The organism is Peribacillus suis, from assembly GCF_059384845.1.
The window spans coordinates 1,565,565-1,583,683 of the sequence record NZ_CM182019.1 but is presented as its reverse complement, the minus strand read 5'-3'; the positions used below and the strand labels follow the sequence as shown (position 1 = coordinate 1,583,683).

Annotated in this window: 16 protein-coding genes; 4 read left to right on the top strand and 12 right to left on the bottom strand. The window is 40.5% G+C overall.

Annotated elements, in window-relative coordinates; genetic code table 11:
- The first annotated feature begins 130 nt into the window (after nucleotides 1-130).
- The 3 genes from AC503W_RS07820 to AC503W_RS07810 all read left to right on the top strand — a co-directional run bounded on the left by AC503W_RS07820 (nucleotide 131) and on the right by AC503W_RS07810 (nucleotide 2,010).
- Nucleotides 131-751 carry a cupin domain-containing protein gene (locus tag AC503W_RS07820; RefSeq protein WP_427686358.1) on the top strand — a complete coding sequence of 207 codons (621 nt, stop codon included), beginning with the start codon at nucleotides 131-133 and terminating at the stop codon, nucleotides 749-751.
- Between the two features lie 200 nt (nucleotides 752-951).
- Nucleotides 952-1,791 carry a ComEC/Rec2 family competence protein gene (locus AC503W_RS07815; protein ID WP_402956381.1) on the top strand — a complete coding sequence of 280 codons (840 nt, stop codon included), beginning with the start codon at nucleotides 952-954 and terminating at the stop codon, nucleotides 1,789-1,791.
- Complete coding sequence (locus AC503W_RS07810) at nucleotides 1,792-2,010, top strand: DUF3006 domain-containing protein (RefSeq protein ID WP_403123129.1); 219 nt, start codon at nucleotides 1,792-1,794, stop codon at nucleotides 2,008-2,010.
- A gap of 112 nt (nucleotides 2,011-2,122) precedes the next feature.
- Here the strand turns inward: AC503W_RS07810 and AC503W_RS07805 are convergent, their stop codons facing one another.
- From AC503W_RS07805 to miaB, 6 genes are all read right to left on the bottom strand, one after another.
- Nucleotides 2,123-2,587 (bottom strand): GNAT family N-acetyltransferase, encoded by a 465-nt coding sequence (locus tag AC503W_RS07805; RefSeq protein WP_402956377.1) that lies wholly within the window; start codon nucleotides 2,585-2,587, stop codon nucleotides 2,123-2,125.
- Between the two features lie 91 nt (nucleotides 2,588-2,678).
- Nucleotides 2,679-4,628: a DNA mismatch repair endonuclease MutL gene (gene mutL / locus AC503W_RS07800; RefSeq protein ID WP_427686361.1), complete on the bottom strand. Its 1,950-nt coding sequence runs from the start codon at nucleotides 4,626-4,628 to the stop codon at nucleotides 2,679-2,681.
- Nucleotides 4,629-4,651: 23 nt separating this feature from the next.
- Nucleotides 4,652-7,291: a DNA mismatch repair protein MutS gene (gene mutS / locus AC503W_RS07795; RefSeq protein WP_427686362.1), complete on the bottom strand. Its 2,640-nt coding sequence runs from the start codon at nucleotides 7,289-7,291 to the stop codon at nucleotides 4,652-4,654.
- A 261-nt stretch (nucleotides 7,292-7,552) separates the two neighbouring features.
- Nucleotides 7,553-8,092, bottom strand: coding sequence for an outer spore coat protein CotE (locus AC503W_RS07790; RefSeq protein WP_402868478.1), 540 nt, complete (start codon nucleotides 8,090-8,092; stop codon nucleotides 7,553-7,555).
- Between the two features lie 213 nt (nucleotides 8,093-8,305).
- Nucleotides 8,306-8,734 (bottom strand): YlbF/YmcA family competence regulator, encoded by a 429-nt coding sequence (locus AC503W_RS07785; RefSeq protein WP_494916659.1) that lies wholly within the window; start codon nucleotides 8,732-8,734, stop codon nucleotides 8,306-8,308.
- 1 nt (nucleotide 8,735) lies between these two features.
- Complete coding sequence (gene miaB, locus AC503W_RS07780) at nucleotides 8,736-10,280, bottom strand: tRNA (N6-isopentenyl adenosine(37)-C2)-methylthiotransferase MiaB (protein ID WP_494916657.1); 1,545 nt, start codon at nucleotides 10,278-10,280, stop codon at nucleotides 8,736-8,738.
- 507 nt (nucleotides 10,281-10,787) lie between these two features.
- On the opposite strand from miaB, the gene AC503W_RS07775 reads away from it, so the two are divergent.
- Nucleotides 10,788-10,994, top strand: coding sequence for a hypothetical protein (locus AC503W_RS07775; protein ID WP_494916655.1), 207 nt, complete (start codon nucleotides 10,788-10,790; stop codon nucleotides 10,992-10,994).
- An 80-nt stretch (nucleotides 10,995-11,074) separates the two neighbouring features.
- Here the strand turns inward: AC503W_RS07775 and AC503W_RS07770 are convergent, their stop codons facing one another.
- The 6 genes from AC503W_RS07770 to rny form a co-directional block, all read right to left on the bottom strand.
- Nucleotides 11,075-11,941: a 2-oxoacid:ferredoxin oxidoreductase subunit beta gene (locus AC503W_RS07770; RefSeq protein ID WP_494916653.1), complete on the bottom strand. Its 867-nt coding sequence runs from the start codon at nucleotides 11,939-11,941 to the stop codon at nucleotides 11,075-11,077.
- Nucleotides 11,928-13,685, bottom strand: a complete 1,758-nt coding sequence (locus tag AC503W_RS07765; RefSeq protein WP_402956365.1) for a 2-oxoacid:acceptor oxidoreductase subunit alpha — start codon at nucleotides 13,683-13,685, stop codon at nucleotides 11,928-11,930. The genes AC503W_RS07770 and AC503W_RS07765 overlap by 14 nt, the downstream gene beginning before the upstream one ends.
- A gap of 232 nt (nucleotides 13,686-13,917) precedes the next feature.
- Nucleotides 13,918-14,835, bottom strand: coding sequence for a dipeptidase (locus AC503W_RS07760; RefSeq protein WP_494916651.1), 918 nt, complete (start codon nucleotides 14,833-14,835; stop codon nucleotides 13,918-13,920).
- 90 nt (nucleotides 14,836-14,925) lie between these two features.
- Complete coding sequence (spoVS, locus tag AC503W_RS07755) at nucleotides 14,926-15,186, bottom strand: stage V sporulation protein SpoVS (RefSeq protein ID WP_191095538.1); 261 nt, start codon at nucleotides 15,184-15,186, stop codon at nucleotides 14,926-14,928.
- 247 nt (nucleotides 15,187-15,433) lie between these two features.
- Nucleotides 15,434-16,231: a TIGR00282 family metallophosphoesterase gene (locus AC503W_RS07750; protein ID WP_402956361.1), complete on the bottom strand. Its 798-nt coding sequence runs from the start codon at nucleotides 16,229-16,231 to the stop codon at nucleotides 15,434-15,436.
- 127 nt (nucleotides 16,232-16,358) lie between these two features.
- The gene (gene rny / locus AC503W_RS07745) at nucleotides 16,359-17,918 is read right to left on the bottom strand and encodes a ribonuclease Y (protein WP_402868463.1); all 1,560 of its coding nucleotides are present in this window, start codon (nucleotides 17,916-17,918) and stop codon (nucleotides 16,359-16,361) included.
- Between the last annotated feature and the right edge of the window lie 201 nt (nucleotides 17,919-18,119).

Genomic DNA, 18,119 nt, shown 5'->3' with positions numbered 1-18,119 from the left:
TATTTTATAAGAATATTATTTTGAAAGACTTTGGTTTCTAACTACAATCTTTATCATGGGTATTTGCACATTCTAAAGAAAAACCGCATATTCTGCTCAAAACCCACACCATCGTAAAGGAAGGATACCTATGGATTATGCATCACCTTCGACTCAATTTACCTTCGATGTAACTAAAAGTACTTTAGTAAAAAAAGATAATCTGAACTATATAAATGTATTGGGCATCTCACAGTTGAACACCCTGGAGAACACTTCTTTACTCGATATATTCTTAAGTGCCAATAATATCATCGAACCTCATTACCATCAAAAAGCAGCCGAACTAGTTTATTGCATCTCCGGGGCCGCTACAGTATCAATTCTGAATCCATATACAAAGCTCATTCAAAACTACCCCATTACTCCCGGCCAAGTTGCGAACGTCCCACAAGGGTGGTGGCATTATGAAGTGGCTACCATGGACCAAACACATTTACTTGCTATTTTTAATGCACCTACCCCTGAAGTCATTCTGGGATCGGATATCTTGAAATTAACGCCAGCGGATATCATGGCCCACACTTATTCCATAGATGAAAACCAATGGAATAAAACGGTGTCACCCGTCCAGCCCTCGACTTTCATTGGCCCACCCGTAACCTATAACAGAAATGGGAATAACCATTCCCATCAATCATGGCACGATCCGAACCAATGGTACGGTATCCCCTACTACTATCAAAACCCATCAGTTTTACCATATTATTAGTATTATTCTAATAAAATAATATAAAATCACATAAATAACTAAAATATTATCCTTATATTTATATTAATGGTATATTTTAATTAATTTATGCATAAAATAACATATAAATATCTATACGAATAAAAAAATACTATTTTAAAATATTTATTATCTCACTTTCTCTTAATAACCATGATAAGATATGCTAGGGTGATATAATGATGAAAAAACTTAAAGTAATATTAGTGGCTGTTCTATGTTTAACTTTATTTACTGGAATCCAGTCAACTGAAGCTGCTGCTTCCAATGTGAAGGTACACTTTATCAATGTGGGCCAAGGCGATTCCATCCTGATTCAAACCGGTAATGAAAACATTTTAATTGATGCTGGTGGAAAAGGAAAAGGCGATGATGTCGTTGCCTATCTGAAAAAACAAAAGGTAAAAACGTTGAATGCGGTTGTCTCGACTCATCCGGATGCCGATCATATCGGTGGACTGGCCTATGTAATCAATAACCTGAAAGTCAAAGCTGTGTATGCACCGAAAGTTTCCCATACCACACAAGCTTACAAAGACTTTTTAAAAGCGGTTAAGAAGAAAGGGCTAAAAATCAAGAAAGCAAAGACCGGGGTAGTAGTCACAACGAAGGCAAAGAATACGTCATTGAAATTCCTTGCTCCAGTCAAAGACTATAAGAAAGACTTAAATAACTGGAGTGCCGTCCTATTGCTTAAACATAATAAAAAATCGTTCTTGTTCACTGGCGATGCTGAAGAAAAATCCGAAAAAGACATGCTTGCCAAAAAGGTAGTACCAAGCGTGGATGTCCTTAAAGTTGGGCACCACGGGGCAAAAACATCTTCTAGTTCAGCTTTTATTAAGAAAGCAAAACCAAAATACGCTATAATAAGTGTAGGAAAAAATAGCTATGGGCATCCTACTTCTACCGTTGTAAAACGCTTGAATTCCATAAAAGCTAAAATCTATCGTACAGACAAATCTGGAAACATTATTTTTACTTCTACAGGTACGAAACTTACTGTAAAGACGGTGAAATAAATGAAGCAAGGAATAATTGATCGCTTTGAAGGTAAAATAGCTGTCGTGGAAATCGATGGTGGCGATATGAAGGATTTTCCGAAAAGCTCCCTTCCAAAAGGGGCCAAGGTCGGAGATATGCTGATTATCGATGGTGATACAATTACTGTCTCCAAAGAAGGAACAAGAAAGTTAAAAAAAGAAATTGATGACTTGATGGATGAGTTGTTTGAAGATTGACTACGACTATCCCCTTCTCAAAATGAGAAGGGGATTTTTTCTACATCTTTTACCTTAATAATAATGAACTAGCTGAGAAACATGAACTTACCCTGGAGGTATATTTTTTAACTTACACGTTCCCTTTCATTCTTATCACTTTTCCCTCTAATTCAAACCCTACTTCCTGCATTCCATTTTTACGATAAAAAGACAATGCGTTTCTATTAGTAGGAGAAACGCGTAGATGATATTCCTTTACCCCATATTTTTTAAAGAAATGAAGAGCATATCGGTGAAGTTCCTTCCCTAACCCCATTCCACGTTTTTCAGGAATGAGATAATAAAGATTTACGTAGCCTACTTTACTACCCTTATATTCTTTAATTGTAAGTTCAAGTTGACCGATGGGCACATCATCTTCCATAACCAAGACAAATCCACCTGGATATCGGTTCGATTTTATTTTTACCCAATCCAGATATTCCTCTACGTTTCCAAGATCCTTATCAGAACCAAAGCTTATGATGAAAGAGTCCCTACGAAATCGAATAATGAATGTTCTATGCTTCGTTACATCAATCGGTTCAAAATGCAAAGAAACTCCTCCCTTAGCATACATATTACGTATTATGTTGGTACCTATCCCAAAGAGAACCCCTTAATAACAAGGGGTTCTCTTTTCATTTTCACATCACCCTTTTAAACATCTTTTCCATTTCGTAAATTGAATAGGAGATGATGATGGGTCTTCCATGCGGACAGGTGAATGGATCGGTTGTTCTCCTTAATTCATCAAGAAGGGCTTGTATTTCATCGTTACGGAGGTGGCGGTTGGCTTTAATGGAGGCTTTGCAGCTCATCATGATGGCCGCCGCTTCACGCAGTTTTTTTATGTCCACCTTTTTCATCGACAATAATTGTTCAATCATGTCTTCAAGGATTTCCTGTTCAATTCCTTTAGGGAACCATTGTGGATGGGACCGGACGATAAAGGAATTGTAACCGAATTCCTCTAAAAAGACGCCGACCTTTTCTAGCTCATCCTTGTATTCATTGATTCGAATTGATTGATCGGTCGAAAATTCTAACGTGATCGGAACGAGCATATCCTGTAGCTCATTTTCGACACGACCAACCTTTTCTTTGAAATATTCATATTTAATCCGTTCCTGTGCAGCATGCTGATCGATGATATACAAACCTTTTTCGTTTTGGGCGAAAATATAGGTGCCATGCATTTGTCCAATTGGATACATAGGAGGTATGCGGCTTGAAGCATCTTCCTCCTCTATTTCTTCCTCATCCTCTTCGACTGTATATGTTGTATACCCTTCAGCGGATTCGAACAAGGACCTTTTTTCTTCTGGAGGTATGACAGGGATAGAGGCCTCTCCCATTTGCATTCCATCTTCACTGCTATATATTAATTCATGCATGGTATCAATATCCTGGTTATCATCGATAGATTCCACTGGAACTTCTTGCTGTTGTTTTTCTCGTATCAAGGTATTCTTTAGTAGGGATGCTTCTTTTTTTGCTTCTTCAAGAACTTGCCTTCCTCTTTCTACGACATGGTCTAAGCTGAGAGACGTCTGCTCGCTTTTAGGCTCCTCTTTCTTTTGTGACGGCGTGAAACCGCTTGGAATCAAGGAAAGTTTCTTGAAAGCTGATTTAATCGTTTCCGATACTAAGGCATATAACTCTTGTTCCTTACTAAGTCGCACCTCTAATTTGGACGGATGTACATTAACATCGACCAAGATTGGATCCATTTCAATATTCAACAAAGCAATTGGGAAACGTCCAATAGGAAGGAGTGTGTGGTATCCCTCCAGGATTGCCTTAACAAGAACATAATTTTTTATAAATCTACCGTTAATCATCGTCGAAATGTAATTTCTGGAGGCACGGGTGACCTCGGGCATTACGATATATCCGGTTATAGTGAAGTCCAAAGACCTCGTCTCTATCGGAATCATCTTTTTGGCGATATTCATTCCGTAGATTGCGGCCAGTACTTGCCGGACATCTCCATTACCATTTGTATGCAAAATACGCTTCTCATTATGCGTAAGGCTTATCGAAACGTCAGGGTGTGACAAAGCCAGCCTGTTCGTGACATCCGTAATGTTTCCTAGCTCCGTATGAATCGTTTTTAAATACTTCAATCGTGCCGGTGTATTATAGAAAAGCTCGGAGACCGTGATGTCCGTCCCTTTTCGGCTTGATGAAGCCTCCAATTCACGAATGATCCCCCCTTCAAGCAGAATTCGGGTTCCTGGCCCCTCTCCCGTGCTGCTTTTCATTTCAAAATGGGAAACTGATGCGATACTTGGCATGGCTTCACCACGGAACCCGAGCGTCCGAATCCGAAACAAGTCATTTTCATCTTTTATTTTACTTGTGGCATGACGTTTAAACGCCGCTTCTACATCGTCGGCCGTCATTCCATCTCCATTGTCTATGATCCTGATGGACCCAAGTCCGGCCTCCACCAATTCAATTTCAATGATGGTACTGTTGGCATCTATGGCGTTCTCCACTAGCTCTTTCACGACTGAGGCAGGACGTTCAACCACTTCGCCAGCTGCTATTTTATTCGATAAAGACTCGTCTAGCTGTATGATTTTCCCCACTTTTATCGCCTCGCTTCAATTATTTATTTCAATTTCTTATGCAATTTATAGAGTATATTCATCGCATCTAGTGGTGTCATTTCTAGGATATCGAGCGATTTGATATCATCAAGCACTTTTTTTTCCTTAGCTGATGAACTGGTTTTTTCCCTTGGAACTTCTTCTCCGAAAAAGGAAAGTTGCGACGCTTCATTTACAACCGTACCATCCTTTTCTTTAGATCCTTTAGGAACATCTATATCTACTACAACAGCTGACTGTGAAGGTGTTTGCGTCACTTGTTCATTATCACTTTCAAGTTGCGCTAAAATGGCAGCTGCCCGGTCAATTAACTGTTTTGGAAGGTTGGCAAGCTTGGCAACATGAATACCATAACTTTTATCGGCTGGTCCCTCTTTTATTTTATGAAGGAAAACGACATTCCCATTCTGTTCGATTGCACTTACGTGGATATTTTTCAGTTTAGGAAGTTCCTCTGATAGCACGGTCAATTCATGATAATGTGTTGAAAAGAGTGTCTTTGCACCGATTTCTCCATGAATATATTCAATGATTGCCTGCGCTAACGCCATACCATCGTAAGTGGAAGTTCCTCGTCCGATTTCATCGAATAAAATCAAGCTGTTTTCCGTAGCATTCATGATGGCATTTTTTGCTTCGAGCATCTCGACCATGAAAGTACTTTGCCCCGAAATGAGATCATCCGCTGCACCAATTCGAGTGAACACTTTATCGAAAATCGGCAGTTCCGCTGAGGTCGCCGATACAAAACAACCGATTTGGGCCAAAATGGATGTCAACGCAATCTGACGCATATACGTACTTTTACCCGACATATTAGGTCCTGTAATCAAAAGTAGCTCACGGTCGCTATCCATAAAACAGTCATTTGGAACATACTCTTGAGAATGCAGTACTTTTTCGACAACAGGGTGGCGTCCTTCCTGTAAGGCTATTTTACGATTTTCAGAAAAGACCGGCTTTACATAATGACGCTCTTCACTGATTGTTGCAAAGCATTGGAGAACATCAAGTTCACTGATGCCTTTCGCAAGCTCTTGTAAACGTGGGATATAGCTTTTCACCTGTTCACGGAGGCTGAGGAACAGATCATATTCAAGACCGATGCTTTTCTCTTCGGCTTGTAAAATCAAGGCTTCCTTTTCTTTTAGTTCAGGTGTGATATATCTTTCAGCATTGGTCAAGGTTTGCTTCCGTTCATACCGTCCCTCTTCAAGTAAATGCAAATTGGCGCGAGTCACTTCAATATAATAACCAAATACTCGGTTATAGCCGATTTTCAATGATCGTATTCCGGTACGTTCCCGTTCCTCCCGTTCCAGCTGAGCGATCCACGTTTTTCCGTTTCGGCTGGCATCTCGATATGTATCCAGTTCCGAGTGGAAACCATCTTGGATAATGTTCCCTTCCTTAACGGATAACGGTGGATTTTCCACTAATGCCGTTTCAAGTAAATCGGTCACTTCCTCACAGGGATCCAGCTTTTCGGCGAGAGCTGTTATATCGCCATTGGAGCCCAAGGATTGGACGATTTCACGAATGATGGGTACTTGTTGGAGTGAACGTTTCAACTGGATTAAATCACGTGCATTGACATTTCCAAACGCCACCCGGCCCGCAAGACGCTCTAAATCATATACTTCCTTCAAGCGCTCGCGCAAATCTTGACGTTCGAAGTAGTGATCCTTCAATATTTCCACAAGGTTTTGTCTACGTTCGATTTGCAGTCGATTGATGAGTGGACGATCAATCCATTGCTTAAGCATCCTGCCTCCCATCGCTGTCTTCGTCTCATCCAAAAGCCATAATAACGACCCTTTTTTTCCTTTGGAACGGATGGTTTCCGTCAACTCCAAATTACGCTTGCTATAATAGTCGATTTTCATATAATGGGACGTTTCATATGCAAATACTGGCTGCAGGTGATCTAGGCTTCTTTTTTGGGTTCGGTATAAATAATTCAATAAACGCGCAGTCGTTTGAGCTTGCTTATCTTCTTTCAACAGTCGAAACAAAGAAACGAACGACTCACTTTGCTCTAAGTTATCCTCAAGGGAAAGTGCTGCGGCACCCCTTTCCTGCAATTGCTTTTTCCATTCATCGTTAAAATCCGTTGCAATGACAACTTCGCTGGCACCAAGGTTTGCAAACTCATTCAATACCTCTTCAAAACTTTCAATCAACGTGACCTTGTTTTCACCTGTCGACAAATCGTTGTAAGCAAAGCCGAATGGCCCATCTGTAAAGGACGTGATGGATGCAATGTAATTATTTTCTTTTTCCCGAAGTCCTTTACTATCCATTTTGGTTCCCGGTGTAATCAGCTGGACAACTTCCCGGCGGACTACCCCTTTTGCTTGTTTAGGATCCTCTGTCTGTTCACAAATGGCTACCTTAAAGCCTTTTTCTATCAAAATATCAATATAATTGGGAGCCGAGTGATAGGGAATGCCACACATGGGAATTCGATTTTCCGTGCCACCCTCCCGGCTCGTTAATGTAATCTCCAGTTCCTGTGAGGCATTCAATGCATCCTCAAAAAACATTTCATAAAAATCCCCTAAACGGAAAAATAAAAAGGCATCCTGATACTCTGCCTTGATTTTTAAATATTGTTGAATCATTGGTGTATATCCAGCCATTCTTTCAAAACCTTTCCAAACTATAATCTGTTATTTATATATGTCATTTATTATACCATACGGGATAGCACCTTTCCTGTATTCGCTATTACAAGAAAACATGCATAATATACTGTTTTTTTCCTTTTTATAAGGGGATTTAGGACGCCGAGGAGCTTATGCGGGTAATAAAATACTCTACTAATTTGGCCTGTCCTTCTTTTAACGTAAATAAGACCGGATGAAGGGAATGTCATCCGGTATTGACTATATTAAAGTATTTTACTCATCTTCGAATTCATCAAGGAAATCCGGATCTAAATCTTCGAACTCATCATCATCAAAATCTGAGCCCCAGTCATCTTCACAGCGGCCATCTGGGCTTACAGCGACGCAAATTTTCGTTTCGCCAACGACCTCCACAAAGAATTCTCTTTCCACATGAACAATGATCTTTTGTCCACATGGGGAGATGGATGCTTCTAAACAATTCGGCTGTTGGACAGCTTGTGCTACGATTTCATGGTCATCATGACAATCTGGATCACGGTATTTTAGCGAAATCACGTCGGTATATTGTACTTTTTCAGTGACAACTTCCGTCTTTGAATTATGGTTATATGAATACCAAACGTTGATTTCGTAGCTGCCGTGAATTTCTACCTTTTTGCCGACTTTCTTGGCATCGTATTTATGGTTGATGATCCAACAACCTAGAATGCTAGAAGGATGATGAGCCGGGCAAATGGTGTGTGAGGACTTTGTGAATTTACGTCCCTTGGCCACCACCGCTTTAGTTATTATCTCTCTATATTGTGACATGCTAGCGAACCCTCCTCATACAGTTTCCATTCATCCTATGCGTGGTAAAAGTCTAGTGTGCGTAGAATTTTTAATATCTGAAAACTGCTGTAATGTTTAAATCTAGGTTATTTTATGCACCAGTTTTGGGATATGTGTCACGAATGGGCGCTGTATAAGGGTTTTTGAAACATAAAAAAGCCCTTCTGCATCCAGAAGGGCTTTCCGAAAATATTATGAACAACCTCCGCCACCAGCCTGTACCTTTGATCCTGTCTCACCACGAAGGATATCACCTTCAGTTGATTCAATTATCAAATCCGTCACCTTATTGGATACTTGCGAAGAAACCATTTGAAGAAGGTCGTTGACATCGACTTGGGATTGCTTGAACTCCTGGACGATTGGAAGCTCATCCAACTGCTTTTCAAGGGCATCGATTTTCGCCTGAACTTGCCCGTATGCTTTTTCTTTTCCATAATGTTGGAAGTTCACAGCTTGTTTTTGTAAGCTTTTGATACTGGCAATCATTTCACGTATCTTTTGGTTTTCATTAATATGAGCCTCAGCCCGTTTAAAGAAATCCACTTCTTCCGTGCTGGCAATCATTTCAGCTAGCTCTTCCGCTTTTGTTAAGATATCGTCTTTTGTATATTTTGTCATTTTAATCCACCTCTATCGCTGTCGCTTCTTCAACCATATCCCCATTCAATGACCATGTTTTCGTGTCGGTGATTTTCACCTTGACGATTTGGCCAATCGCGGACTTTGGTCCTTTGAAGTTCACTAGCTTATTTTTCGTAGTATACCCTGCTAATACATCTGGATTTTTCTTACTTTCACCTTCCACGAGAACTTCTACAATTTGCCCATTGTACTCTTTCATTTTCAAAGCACATGTTTCGTTCACAAGGGCATTTAAGCGTTGCAGACGTTCTTTTTTCACTTCCATCGGGACATTATCCTGCATTTTTGCTGCAGGCGTTCCTTCTCGCGGAGAGTAAATATACGTATAAGCAGCATCAAATCCAACTTCCCGGTATAAAGACATCGTTTCCTCGAAATGTTCTTCCGTTTCATTTGGATAACCGACAATAATATCCGTCGTTAAAGATGCACTAGGAATTGCTTCCCTAATTTTTCTAACAAGCTCTAAATATTGTTCACGCGTGTATTTACGCGCCATGATTTTAAGCGTTTCCGTACTTCCCGATTGAACAGGAAGATGGATATGATCCACTAAGTTACCGCCTTTAGCAAGAATTTCAATCAAATGATCATCGAAGTCCCGGGGATGACTAGTAGTAAAGCGAATTCGCGGGATATCTATCTTACGGATTTCATCCATCAAGTCACCAAGGCGATACTCCATGTCTGTAAAGTCTTTTCCATATGCATTCACATTTTGACCGAGGAGGGTGACTTCCTTGTAGCCCTGTGCCGCAAGATGACGAACCTCCTGAATGATGTCTTCGGGACGGCGACTCCTTTCTTTTCCTCGTGTAAAAGGCACGATGCAATACGTACAGAATTTATCACAGCCGTACATAATATTGACCCATGCTTTTGTTTTCCCTTTACGTACTTTAGGAAGATTTTCAATCACATCCCCTTCTTTGGACCAAACTTCAATGACCATCTCTTTTGAAAGATATGCCTCATTTAGGATTTGTGGTAGTCGGTGGATATTATGTGTACCAAAGATCATATCGACAAAATGATGTTTCTCAAGGATTCTTTTAACGACCGATTCTTCCTGGGACATACAGCCGCAAACGCCCAACAGTAAATCTGGTTTTTCCAATTTAAGTGATTTTAAATGCCCTAGTTCCCCGAATACTTTGTTCTCCGCATTTTCCCTTATTGCGCAAGTGTTCAGTAAAATGACATTCGCATCGTCGACTGTAGTGGTCGGTTGATATCCGAGTGCCGTAAAGATACCCGCCATGACTTCAGTATCGTGCTCATTCATTTGGCAACCGTATGTACGAATAAGAAATTTCTTACCTTCTCCCATTCCTCGGAATTGTTCAGGAATAGCAAAGTCATCATGATATTCTACATTTTCTTTTCCTCGTTTTTTAGCATCCTTCAAGGAAGGCGGTATATAAACTGCCTGAAAGTACTTACTGTAATCCTTTTCGGATTTTTTGTCCGCTGGATTTTCATTCTGTACTTGTTGTAATTCTAATCTTTGTTTCTCGTTCATGTTAATCTCCTTTCAAAATAGTTAGTTTATTTATCATCCTAACTATTTCCAGACCCATCATGTTTACAATGATTTTTGTCCAATTCACCTTTAAAATTACCAGTAAATATTTGCTTTTAAGTGTGATATATCCACATTAACATAGTATAAAGCTTTTACCAGGAAGAAACAATCATTCTGTCGCTCCTTAAGCACTTGTTAGAAAAAATTCACAAAAAAGGTAATAAAATAATAAAAATAAACCCTGAATTTATTACCCAAAACTTTTTCACTACTATCGACAGTCTAGGTCTATCGTACATTTTCACTATATAGGACATAGTCCTATAACATCCTGTCCGCTCTTGAATAAGATATCTCGTACAACAAAAACAATTTAAGGAGTGACTTATATGTCATGTTCTGGAAATAACAATAATAATCACGATCATCATCGTAATAACGACGATAATAGCAGAATCGAAAGAGATTTCTGTCGTGCGGTGAGGGGTTGTCAAAGACGCGACAATGACCGCGACGACCGCCACAACGACAACAACAATCACCATCACCACCACCATCATCATAACAACAATAACAACAATAACAACAACTGTTGTTGTAGAAGAAATCGTTGTAATTCCTTCTCTTTCGGATGCTGTAACCGAGGAAACCGCTGCGGATGCAATAACGGTTTCTTCTAAGCCCTACTATTTAGGTAGCACCATCTTCTAGCGTGCTGTCTCCTCATTAGAACGCTTGGTTATTAACCACAAAAAAGGTTCACCCCAAATTTGGGGTGAACCTTTTCACGCTTACATAAATTCTTCAACAAGTTTATCAAAATGAGCCTGATCTAGAGTTAAATCAGCTTTATTCAACGCTTCATCGGCATACCCTGGAATTAATTCCTGATACGATGACCGTGTTGAATCTTGATAAATAATCCCAGTCACAAGACTGTCATGCTTCATCAACGTATGCATGGCCTGCTCTTTATTTGTGGAATCATATCCTTCAATCGTGCTTAATTTTGTTAAGTTTTGTTTGAACCAATCATACGTATTGATTTTATTGTACGTAACGCATGGCGAGAAAACATTAATAAAGGAGAACCCTTTATGGTTGATTCCAGCTTCAATGATTGCAGTTAAGTCTTTTAAATCCGTTGAAAAACTTTGGGCGACAAAGGTAGCTCCAGCCGACAAAGCTAATTCCATCGGAGAGACTGCCCGCTCAATTGATCCTTCAGGCGTAGATTTCGTTTTAAATCCAGCAGCTGAACGTGGGGAAGTCTGTCCTTTAGTTAAACCATAAATTTGGTTATCCATAACGATATACGTTATATCGATATTACGACGTATTGCATGTATGGTATGTCCCATCCCGATTGCAAAACCATCGCCATCCCCACCGGAAGCTATAACCGTCAACTCGCGGTTAGCCATTTTCAATCCTTGGGCAATCGGTAGCGAACGACCATGAATGCCATGGAAACCATAAGATTTGATATAGCCTGAAATCCGACCTGAACAGCCGATTCCAGAAACCACAGCTAAGTTTTCCGGTTCCAAGCCTACGTTGGCTGCTGCACGCTGCATGGCAGCCTGAACGGAGAAATCCCCACAACCAGGACACCAATTAGGTTTTACATCATTTCGAAATTCTTTAAATGTTGCCATATTCGAACATCTCCTTGCATTGTGTGTGAATTTCATGCGGGAGGAATGGGTTGCCGTCATATTTTAGGATGCTTTTAATTTTATTTACATGCCCGACATTCATCTTGATAATATTAGCCAATTGTCCAGTCGCATTATTTTCAATTACTACTACTTTCTTAGCTGATTGCACTAAAGAAAGAACTTCATCAGCAGGGAATGGATGAATCAAACGAACTTGCGCATGATTCACTTTTATTCCATCCGTTTCCAAACGGCCGATAGCTTCATCTATCGTTCCCCGGGTAGAGTTAAACCCTAGGATTAACAAGTCAGCCTCTGCGTGTGGTGCATTTTTGTAAACGGGTGTATTGAATGTGTTCGCTAAATTGCTAAGCTTACGCATCCTCTTATCCATTTGTGCTACACGATTTGCAGCTGATTCAGAAGGCTTCCCTGTTTCATCATGCTCTACACCCGTAACATGGTGAATTCCGTTTTTCATGCCTGGAACGACACGAGGAGAAACTCCATCTTCTGTTACTTCATAGCGCTTGAAATATGTTTTTTCTTGAGGGCCTTCTATTTCCGTGTCCAAAAGTTTACCACGTCTGATTTCCACTTTACTGTAATCTAGCGGTTGCACGGTCTGCTTACCCAATGATAGCTGTAAATCGGATAAAATGATAACCGGACATTGGTATTCCTCAGCAAGATTGAAGGCTTCAGCCGTATCATAAAAGGCTTCCTCAACCGTACTTGGGGCCATGACGATTTTCGGTATTTCTCCGTGCGTCCCATAAATCATCGCCATTAAGTCAGATTGTTCTTGTTTCGTTGGAAGTCCGGTAGAAGGACCGCCACGTTGTGTATCTACAATAACAATCGGAGTTTCTGTGATTCCCGCTAAACCGATTGCTTCCATTTTCAATGAAAGACCTGGTCCGGCAGAAGCTGTAATAGCACGAACACCACCGTAGTTAGCCCCGATTGCCATCGTAGCTGCAGCGATTTCGTCTTCCGTCTGAATGACGGTACCACCCACTTTAGGCAGTTTCTTGATTAAATACTCCATGATTTCCGAGGCTGGCGTAATCGGATAAGCAGCCATAAATCGACATCCACCGGCAACTGCACCTAGTGCGATTGCGTCGTTACCAATCATGAATAAACGTTTTTGACCATCCGCTTTTTCAAGTTCCATAGCGCCCACTTTTTCACCAAGCAATACTTCCATGGCTTTATAACCAGCAGTAATCGCATCCATGTTCTTTTTAACGATTTCTTCACCTTTACGGCCGAAGATTTCATCAACAACATCATTGAACACGGAGATTTCCATGCCAAGTACAGCACAGGTAGCTCCGATTGCCACCATGTTTTTCATTAAAGAAGTACCCAATTCAGATGCGATTTCCGTAAATGGGACTATATATAACTCTGCCTTTGTATCTTCAGGGCAGACAGGTTTAAATTTTGCATCAGCGATAATGATGCCGCCTTCGTGTAGTTCTTTATAATTGACGTCTATTGTTTCTTGATCGAAAGCAACTAAGATGTCTAAATCATCTGAGATAGCACGAGTTTCAGAAGTACTTACACGAATCTTATTATTCGTGTGTCCTCCCTTTATTCGAGATGAGAAATGACGGTAGCCATACAAGTAATAACCTAAGCGATTGAGGGCAATACAGAATATTTCTCCTGTACTTTCAATACCTTCACCTTGTTGTCCGCCAACTTTCCATGAAAGTTGATTGATCATGTCTTACACTCCTTTAGAACGTTCGTATATAACTGCTATTTACCTGTACCTCTCTTCAGAACGTTCAATATGTAAATAATCGTTCTATGACAGAAAAGGTGTACTAAACGCTTTCAATTCTATCGGTTAAATACATAAATTGCAACCTTTTTGCTTTTATTTTTTATATTTTCAGAATATTCAATCCTATCTACAAAATCAGAATAAAAACACCATTTCGCCCTCTCCTTTTTTATCGAGGATAATGACGAATGAAATTTTCAAAAAGAATGCCTTTTACGAATTCTGTGGAATAGAGCCTATCAAGTTCATCAATTAAATTTTGGTAATTGCTATAAGAGACCAAGTCATCGACCATCTCTTCTATGCCATCGAAATCCGATCCAAAACCAATTTGTTTTTCTCCACCTAAACTACAAATATGTTCAATATGATTGATAACGTCTTTTATGGACGCGGATTTACCTTGTGATAAAAATTGAGGAACAAATGTCACCCCAATAGTCCCATTCTTTTTTAGGAGAGCCTTTATTTGGCTGTCTTTCAGATTCCTTGGATGTGGGCATAAACGATAGGCGTTCGAATGGGAAGCAATCGGAAAGTCTGCTATTTCTATGGTGTCCCAAAACCCAGATTCCGATAGGTGGGAAAGATCGCACCATATCGACTGCACATTCAATAATCCCACCACATTCGTTCCAAATCGCGTTAGCCCGCCTCCTCTTTTTTCTAAAACTCCGTCGGCTACCAGATTGGCATAATTCCATGTTAATCCTACCGAAGTAACCCCCAATTGAAGGAGGGTTTTCATCTTTAATACATCATCCCCGATGCAATCACAGCCTTCTAATGTCAGCAAAGCTCCTATCTCTTTTTCCCCCAGTGAATCGATATCTTTCTTCGACCTTATAAATTTCATTTCAGGTTCAGCCAGGACTTTTTTGTGAAAAATTTCCACCATCGCCAAGGCAGCCTGAAATCTCATATCCGAGTGGACTTGTTCAGGAATGTATATCGCAAAGCATTGGACCTTTCCACCTGAATCCATAAGTTCACGCTTTGTAATATGTAACTTATCGCTATCCACAAAGGAAATATCCGGATCTATAAACAATTTCATCAAAACATCACAATGCGCATCAAAAATCACCCATCCAATCCCCCTTCTCTACCTTTCTTATTCGTCACATACAAAAAATAACCTGCTCGCCATCCGACAAACAGGCATAAACTTATGAATTTATCTTGGTTCAACGATTAGCTTAATTGCCGTACGCTCTTCGCCATCAATGAGAATATCCGTAAAGGCAGGAATACAAATCAAGTCGACTCCACTAGGTGCGACAAATCCTCTTGCGATTGCTACTGCCTTAACGGCTTGATTTAACGCACCTGCACCAATTGCTTGAATTTCTGCGGTCCCTCTTTCTCTGAGAACCCCCGCCAGTGCGCCTGCTACAGAATTAGGATTAGATTTTGCTGAAACCTTTAATATTTCCATTCCTAGTCCTCCTTGTTTTCCCTGCCGATTATAACTTGGCTCAATAGTTATAACACTTTCCACTGCTACTATATTCAGCTAGTAAAACTTGTATGACAAAGAAAACCAGGATTGTCCAACAACAGATTTTAGATTCCCTATTAGGAGACCTTACTCAACTTTTTCCCTCATTGAATCTTTCTCGTAAAAATCACGTAGCTATTATAAAGAAAAATGGACAATCAGCCACGACTGATGTCCATTTAAGTTAGTTATAAAACGGGTTATCTTCGTTTATCAGTATTCGCTCAATGTTTACCGCCTTGCCTGACTTTTCATCAATATCTATTAATACAGCACTTAATAAAGAACGGCCAGCTTTAGGTACTTCAAATCGCACAGGGAGGCTCGTCAAGAACTTATGGATAACAGCCTCTCTATCCATTCCCAGAATGCCGTCATAAGGCCCTGTCATCCCTACGTCCGATACATAAGCTGTACCTTGTGGTAAAACCCGGTTATCAGCTGTTTGGACATGTGTATGTGTGCCTACCACCGCAGTCACCTTCCCATCAAGGTACCAGCCCATCGCCTGTTTTTCACTTGTAGCTTCACCATGGAAGTCGACAAAAATGATAGGTGTCCTTTTTTGGGCTTCCAGAACGAGCTCTTCCGCTTTTCGGAAAGGACAATCCAATGCTGGCATGAATGTCCGGGCCTGTAGATTGATGATAGCGACTTCCTGTTGATCTAGCGCTATATACTTCAGACCCTCACCCGGGGCACCCATGGGAAAGTTGGCTGGACGAACAAGATATTCCGCTTCATCAATAAACGAAAAAATATCTCGATTATCCCACGTATGATTTCCCATTGTTACGGCCTGCGCGCCCCACTCCAGAAAACTGCGGTAAATCTTTTCTGTAATTCCTCGGCCTCCTGCAGCATTTTCACCATTTATTACCGTGATGTGCGGCTGATATTTTTCTTTAAGTCTTGGGAGGTATTCTTTAACCATACCACGGCCCGGTGCCCCCACTACATCTCCTATAAATAACAATCTCATACTAAAACCCTTTCCTATATACATTTCACTTGTTTGGTATAACTGTTGAATGCACAGACATCCTCAAAAAAGTTCATACAAAAAATGAAAACGAAGTGGTTTTCACCACTTCGTTTTCCAAGCCAAATCATTTGGCATATTCTACCGCTCTTGTTTCACGGATTACTGTTACTTTTATATGACCTGGGTAATCAAGCTCTTCTTCAATCCGTTTCCGGATGTCACGAGCAAGTTTATGAGCCGAAAGATCATCTATTTGTTCTGGTTTCACTAGAATCCGCACTTCACGTCCGGCTTGAATCGCGAAGGATTTTTCCACTCCATCATAGGATTCGGATATCTCTTCAAGTTTTTCAAGTCTTCTAATGTAATTTTCCAGCGTTTCACTTCGTGCACCTGGTCTTGCAGCCGATAAGGCATCAGCGGCCGCTACAAGCACCGAAATAATGGATGTTGGCTCTGTGTCACCATGATGTGAAGCGATGCTGTTGATGACAGTTGGATGTTCCTTATACTTAGTCGCTAATTCAACGCCGATTTCAACGTGACTACCTTCCACTTCGTGGTCAATTGCTTTCCCAATATCATGTAATAAACCGGCACGGCGGGCAAGTACTTCGTCCTCACCAAGCTCAGCTGCCAATAATCCTGAAAGTTGGGCCACTTCAATAGAATGTTTCAGTACGTTTTGACCATAGCTTGTACGGAACTTCAAACGACCAAGAATCTTGATAAGATCTGGATGAAGCCCGTGAACACCCACTTCGAAAGTTGTTTGTTCACCAATTTCACGAATATGTTCATCTACCTCACGTCTTGCCTTATCAACCATTTCTTCAATACGAGCCGGATGAATCCGTCCGTCCTGAACTAGTTTTTCAAGAGCCAAACGTGCTGTTTCCCGTCGAATTGGATCAAATCCAGATAGGATGACTGCCTCAGGAGTATCATCAATGATAAGATCAATACCCGTTAGCGTTTCAAGTGTTCGGATATTTCGGCCCTCACGTCCGATTATCCGTCCCTTCATTTCATCATTTGGAAGATTCACTACAGAAACGGTGGTTTCTGCAACATGATCAGCCGCACAACGCTGAATGGCTAGAGATAAGACTTCTTTCGCCTTTTTATCAGCTTCTTCTTTGGCGCGGGTATCACTTTCTTTAATCATAACTGCTACATCATGAGCAAGCTCATTTTCTGTTCGATCTATAATGATCGATTTAGCTTCTTCACGAGTCAAACCAGAGACACGTTCAAGCTCCGTTTGTTGCTTACGTACCGTCTCGTCCACTTTGCTTTCCATCTCTTCAATATGCTGTTGTCTTTGGTTAAGAGACTCCTCTTTTCTCTCTAAAAGGCTTTCACGTTTATCCAACGTTTCATCCTTCCGATCAAGATTCTCTTCTCTTTGCAATAATCGATTTTCTTGTTTTTGTAATTCGTTCCTTCTTTCACGGGATTCCCGATCGGACTCAGAACGAACCTTGTGAATTTCATCTTTTGCTTCCAACAAGGCTTCTTTTTTAAGCGCTTCCGCTTCACGTTTTGCATCCTCAAGGATATGTTCAGCAGAGCCCTTTGCCCCTGCTATTTTACTCTCAAATTTTGATTTGTGAATAAAATAACCAACAACTGCACCGACGATTAGGCCAAGCAAAGTGAAGATGATTGTCATGGGTTCCATCGTTTCACCTCCCCTTGCTATGAACTTTTACATAAAATGTTGAACTGTCGGCAAGTACATTGCACATAAATTCAATATACAGCTCTTAATTTTCAAAATTTTAGTTTGAAAAATTGTAAAATATACATATTAATTGTATAGTTGAGAATTTTTATTGTCAAGCCTTTGTCCCTTATGTATCAAGGTTTATTCTCGTTTTAT

Excerpts from the sequence above, each read along its gene's own strand:
- AC503W_RS07820 (WP_427686358.1), top strand. The coding sequence starts at position 131 with ATGGATTATGCATCACCTTCGACTCAATTTACCTTCGATGTAACTAAA.
- AC503W_RS07815 (WP_402956381.1), top strand. The coding sequence starts at position 952 with ATGAAAAAACTTAAAGTAATATTAGTGGCTGTTCTATGTTTAACTTTA.
- AC503W_RS07810 (WP_403123129.1), top strand. The coding sequence starts at position 1,792 with ATGAAGCAAGGAATAATTGATCGCTTTGAAGGTAAAATAGCTGTCGTG.
- mutS (WP_427686362.1), bottom strand. The coding sequence starts at position 7,291 with ATGGCTGGATATACACCAATGATTCAACAATATTTAAAAATCAAGGCA.
- AC503W_RS07790 (WP_402868478.1), bottom strand. The coding sequence starts at position 8,092 with ATGTCACAATATAGAGAGATAATAACTAAAGCGGTGGTGGCCAAGGGA.
- AC503W_RS07785 (WP_494916659.1), bottom strand. The coding sequence starts at position 8,734 with ATGACAAAATATACAAAAGACGATATCTTAACAAAAGCGGAAGAGCTA.
- miaB (WP_494916657.1), bottom strand. The coding sequence starts at position 10,280 with ATGAACGAGAAACAAAGATTAGAATTACAACAAGTACAGAATGAAAAT.
- AC503W_RS07775 (WP_494916655.1), top strand. The coding sequence starts at position 10,788 with ATGACCGCGACGACCGCCACAACGACAACAACAATCACCATCACCACC.
- AC503W_RS07770 (WP_494916653.1), bottom strand. The coding sequence starts at position 11,941 with ATGGCAACATTTAAAGAATTTCGAAATGATGTAAAACCTAATTGGTGT.
- AC503W_RS07765 (WP_402956365.1), bottom strand. The coding sequence starts at position 13,685 with ATGATCAATCAACTTTCATGGAAAGTTGGCGGACAACAAGGTGAAGGT.
- spoVS (WP_191095538.1), bottom strand. The coding sequence starts at position 15,186 with ATGGAAATATTAAAGGTTTCAGCAAAATCTAATCCTAATTCTGTAGCA.
- AC503W_RS07750 (WP_402956361.1), bottom strand. The coding sequence starts at position 16,231 with ATGAGATTGTTATTTATAGGAGATGTAGTGGGGGCACCGGGCCGTGGT.
- rny (WP_402868463.1), bottom strand. The coding sequence starts at position 17,918 with ATGGAACCCATGACAATCATCTTCACTTTGCTTGGCCTAATCGTCGGT.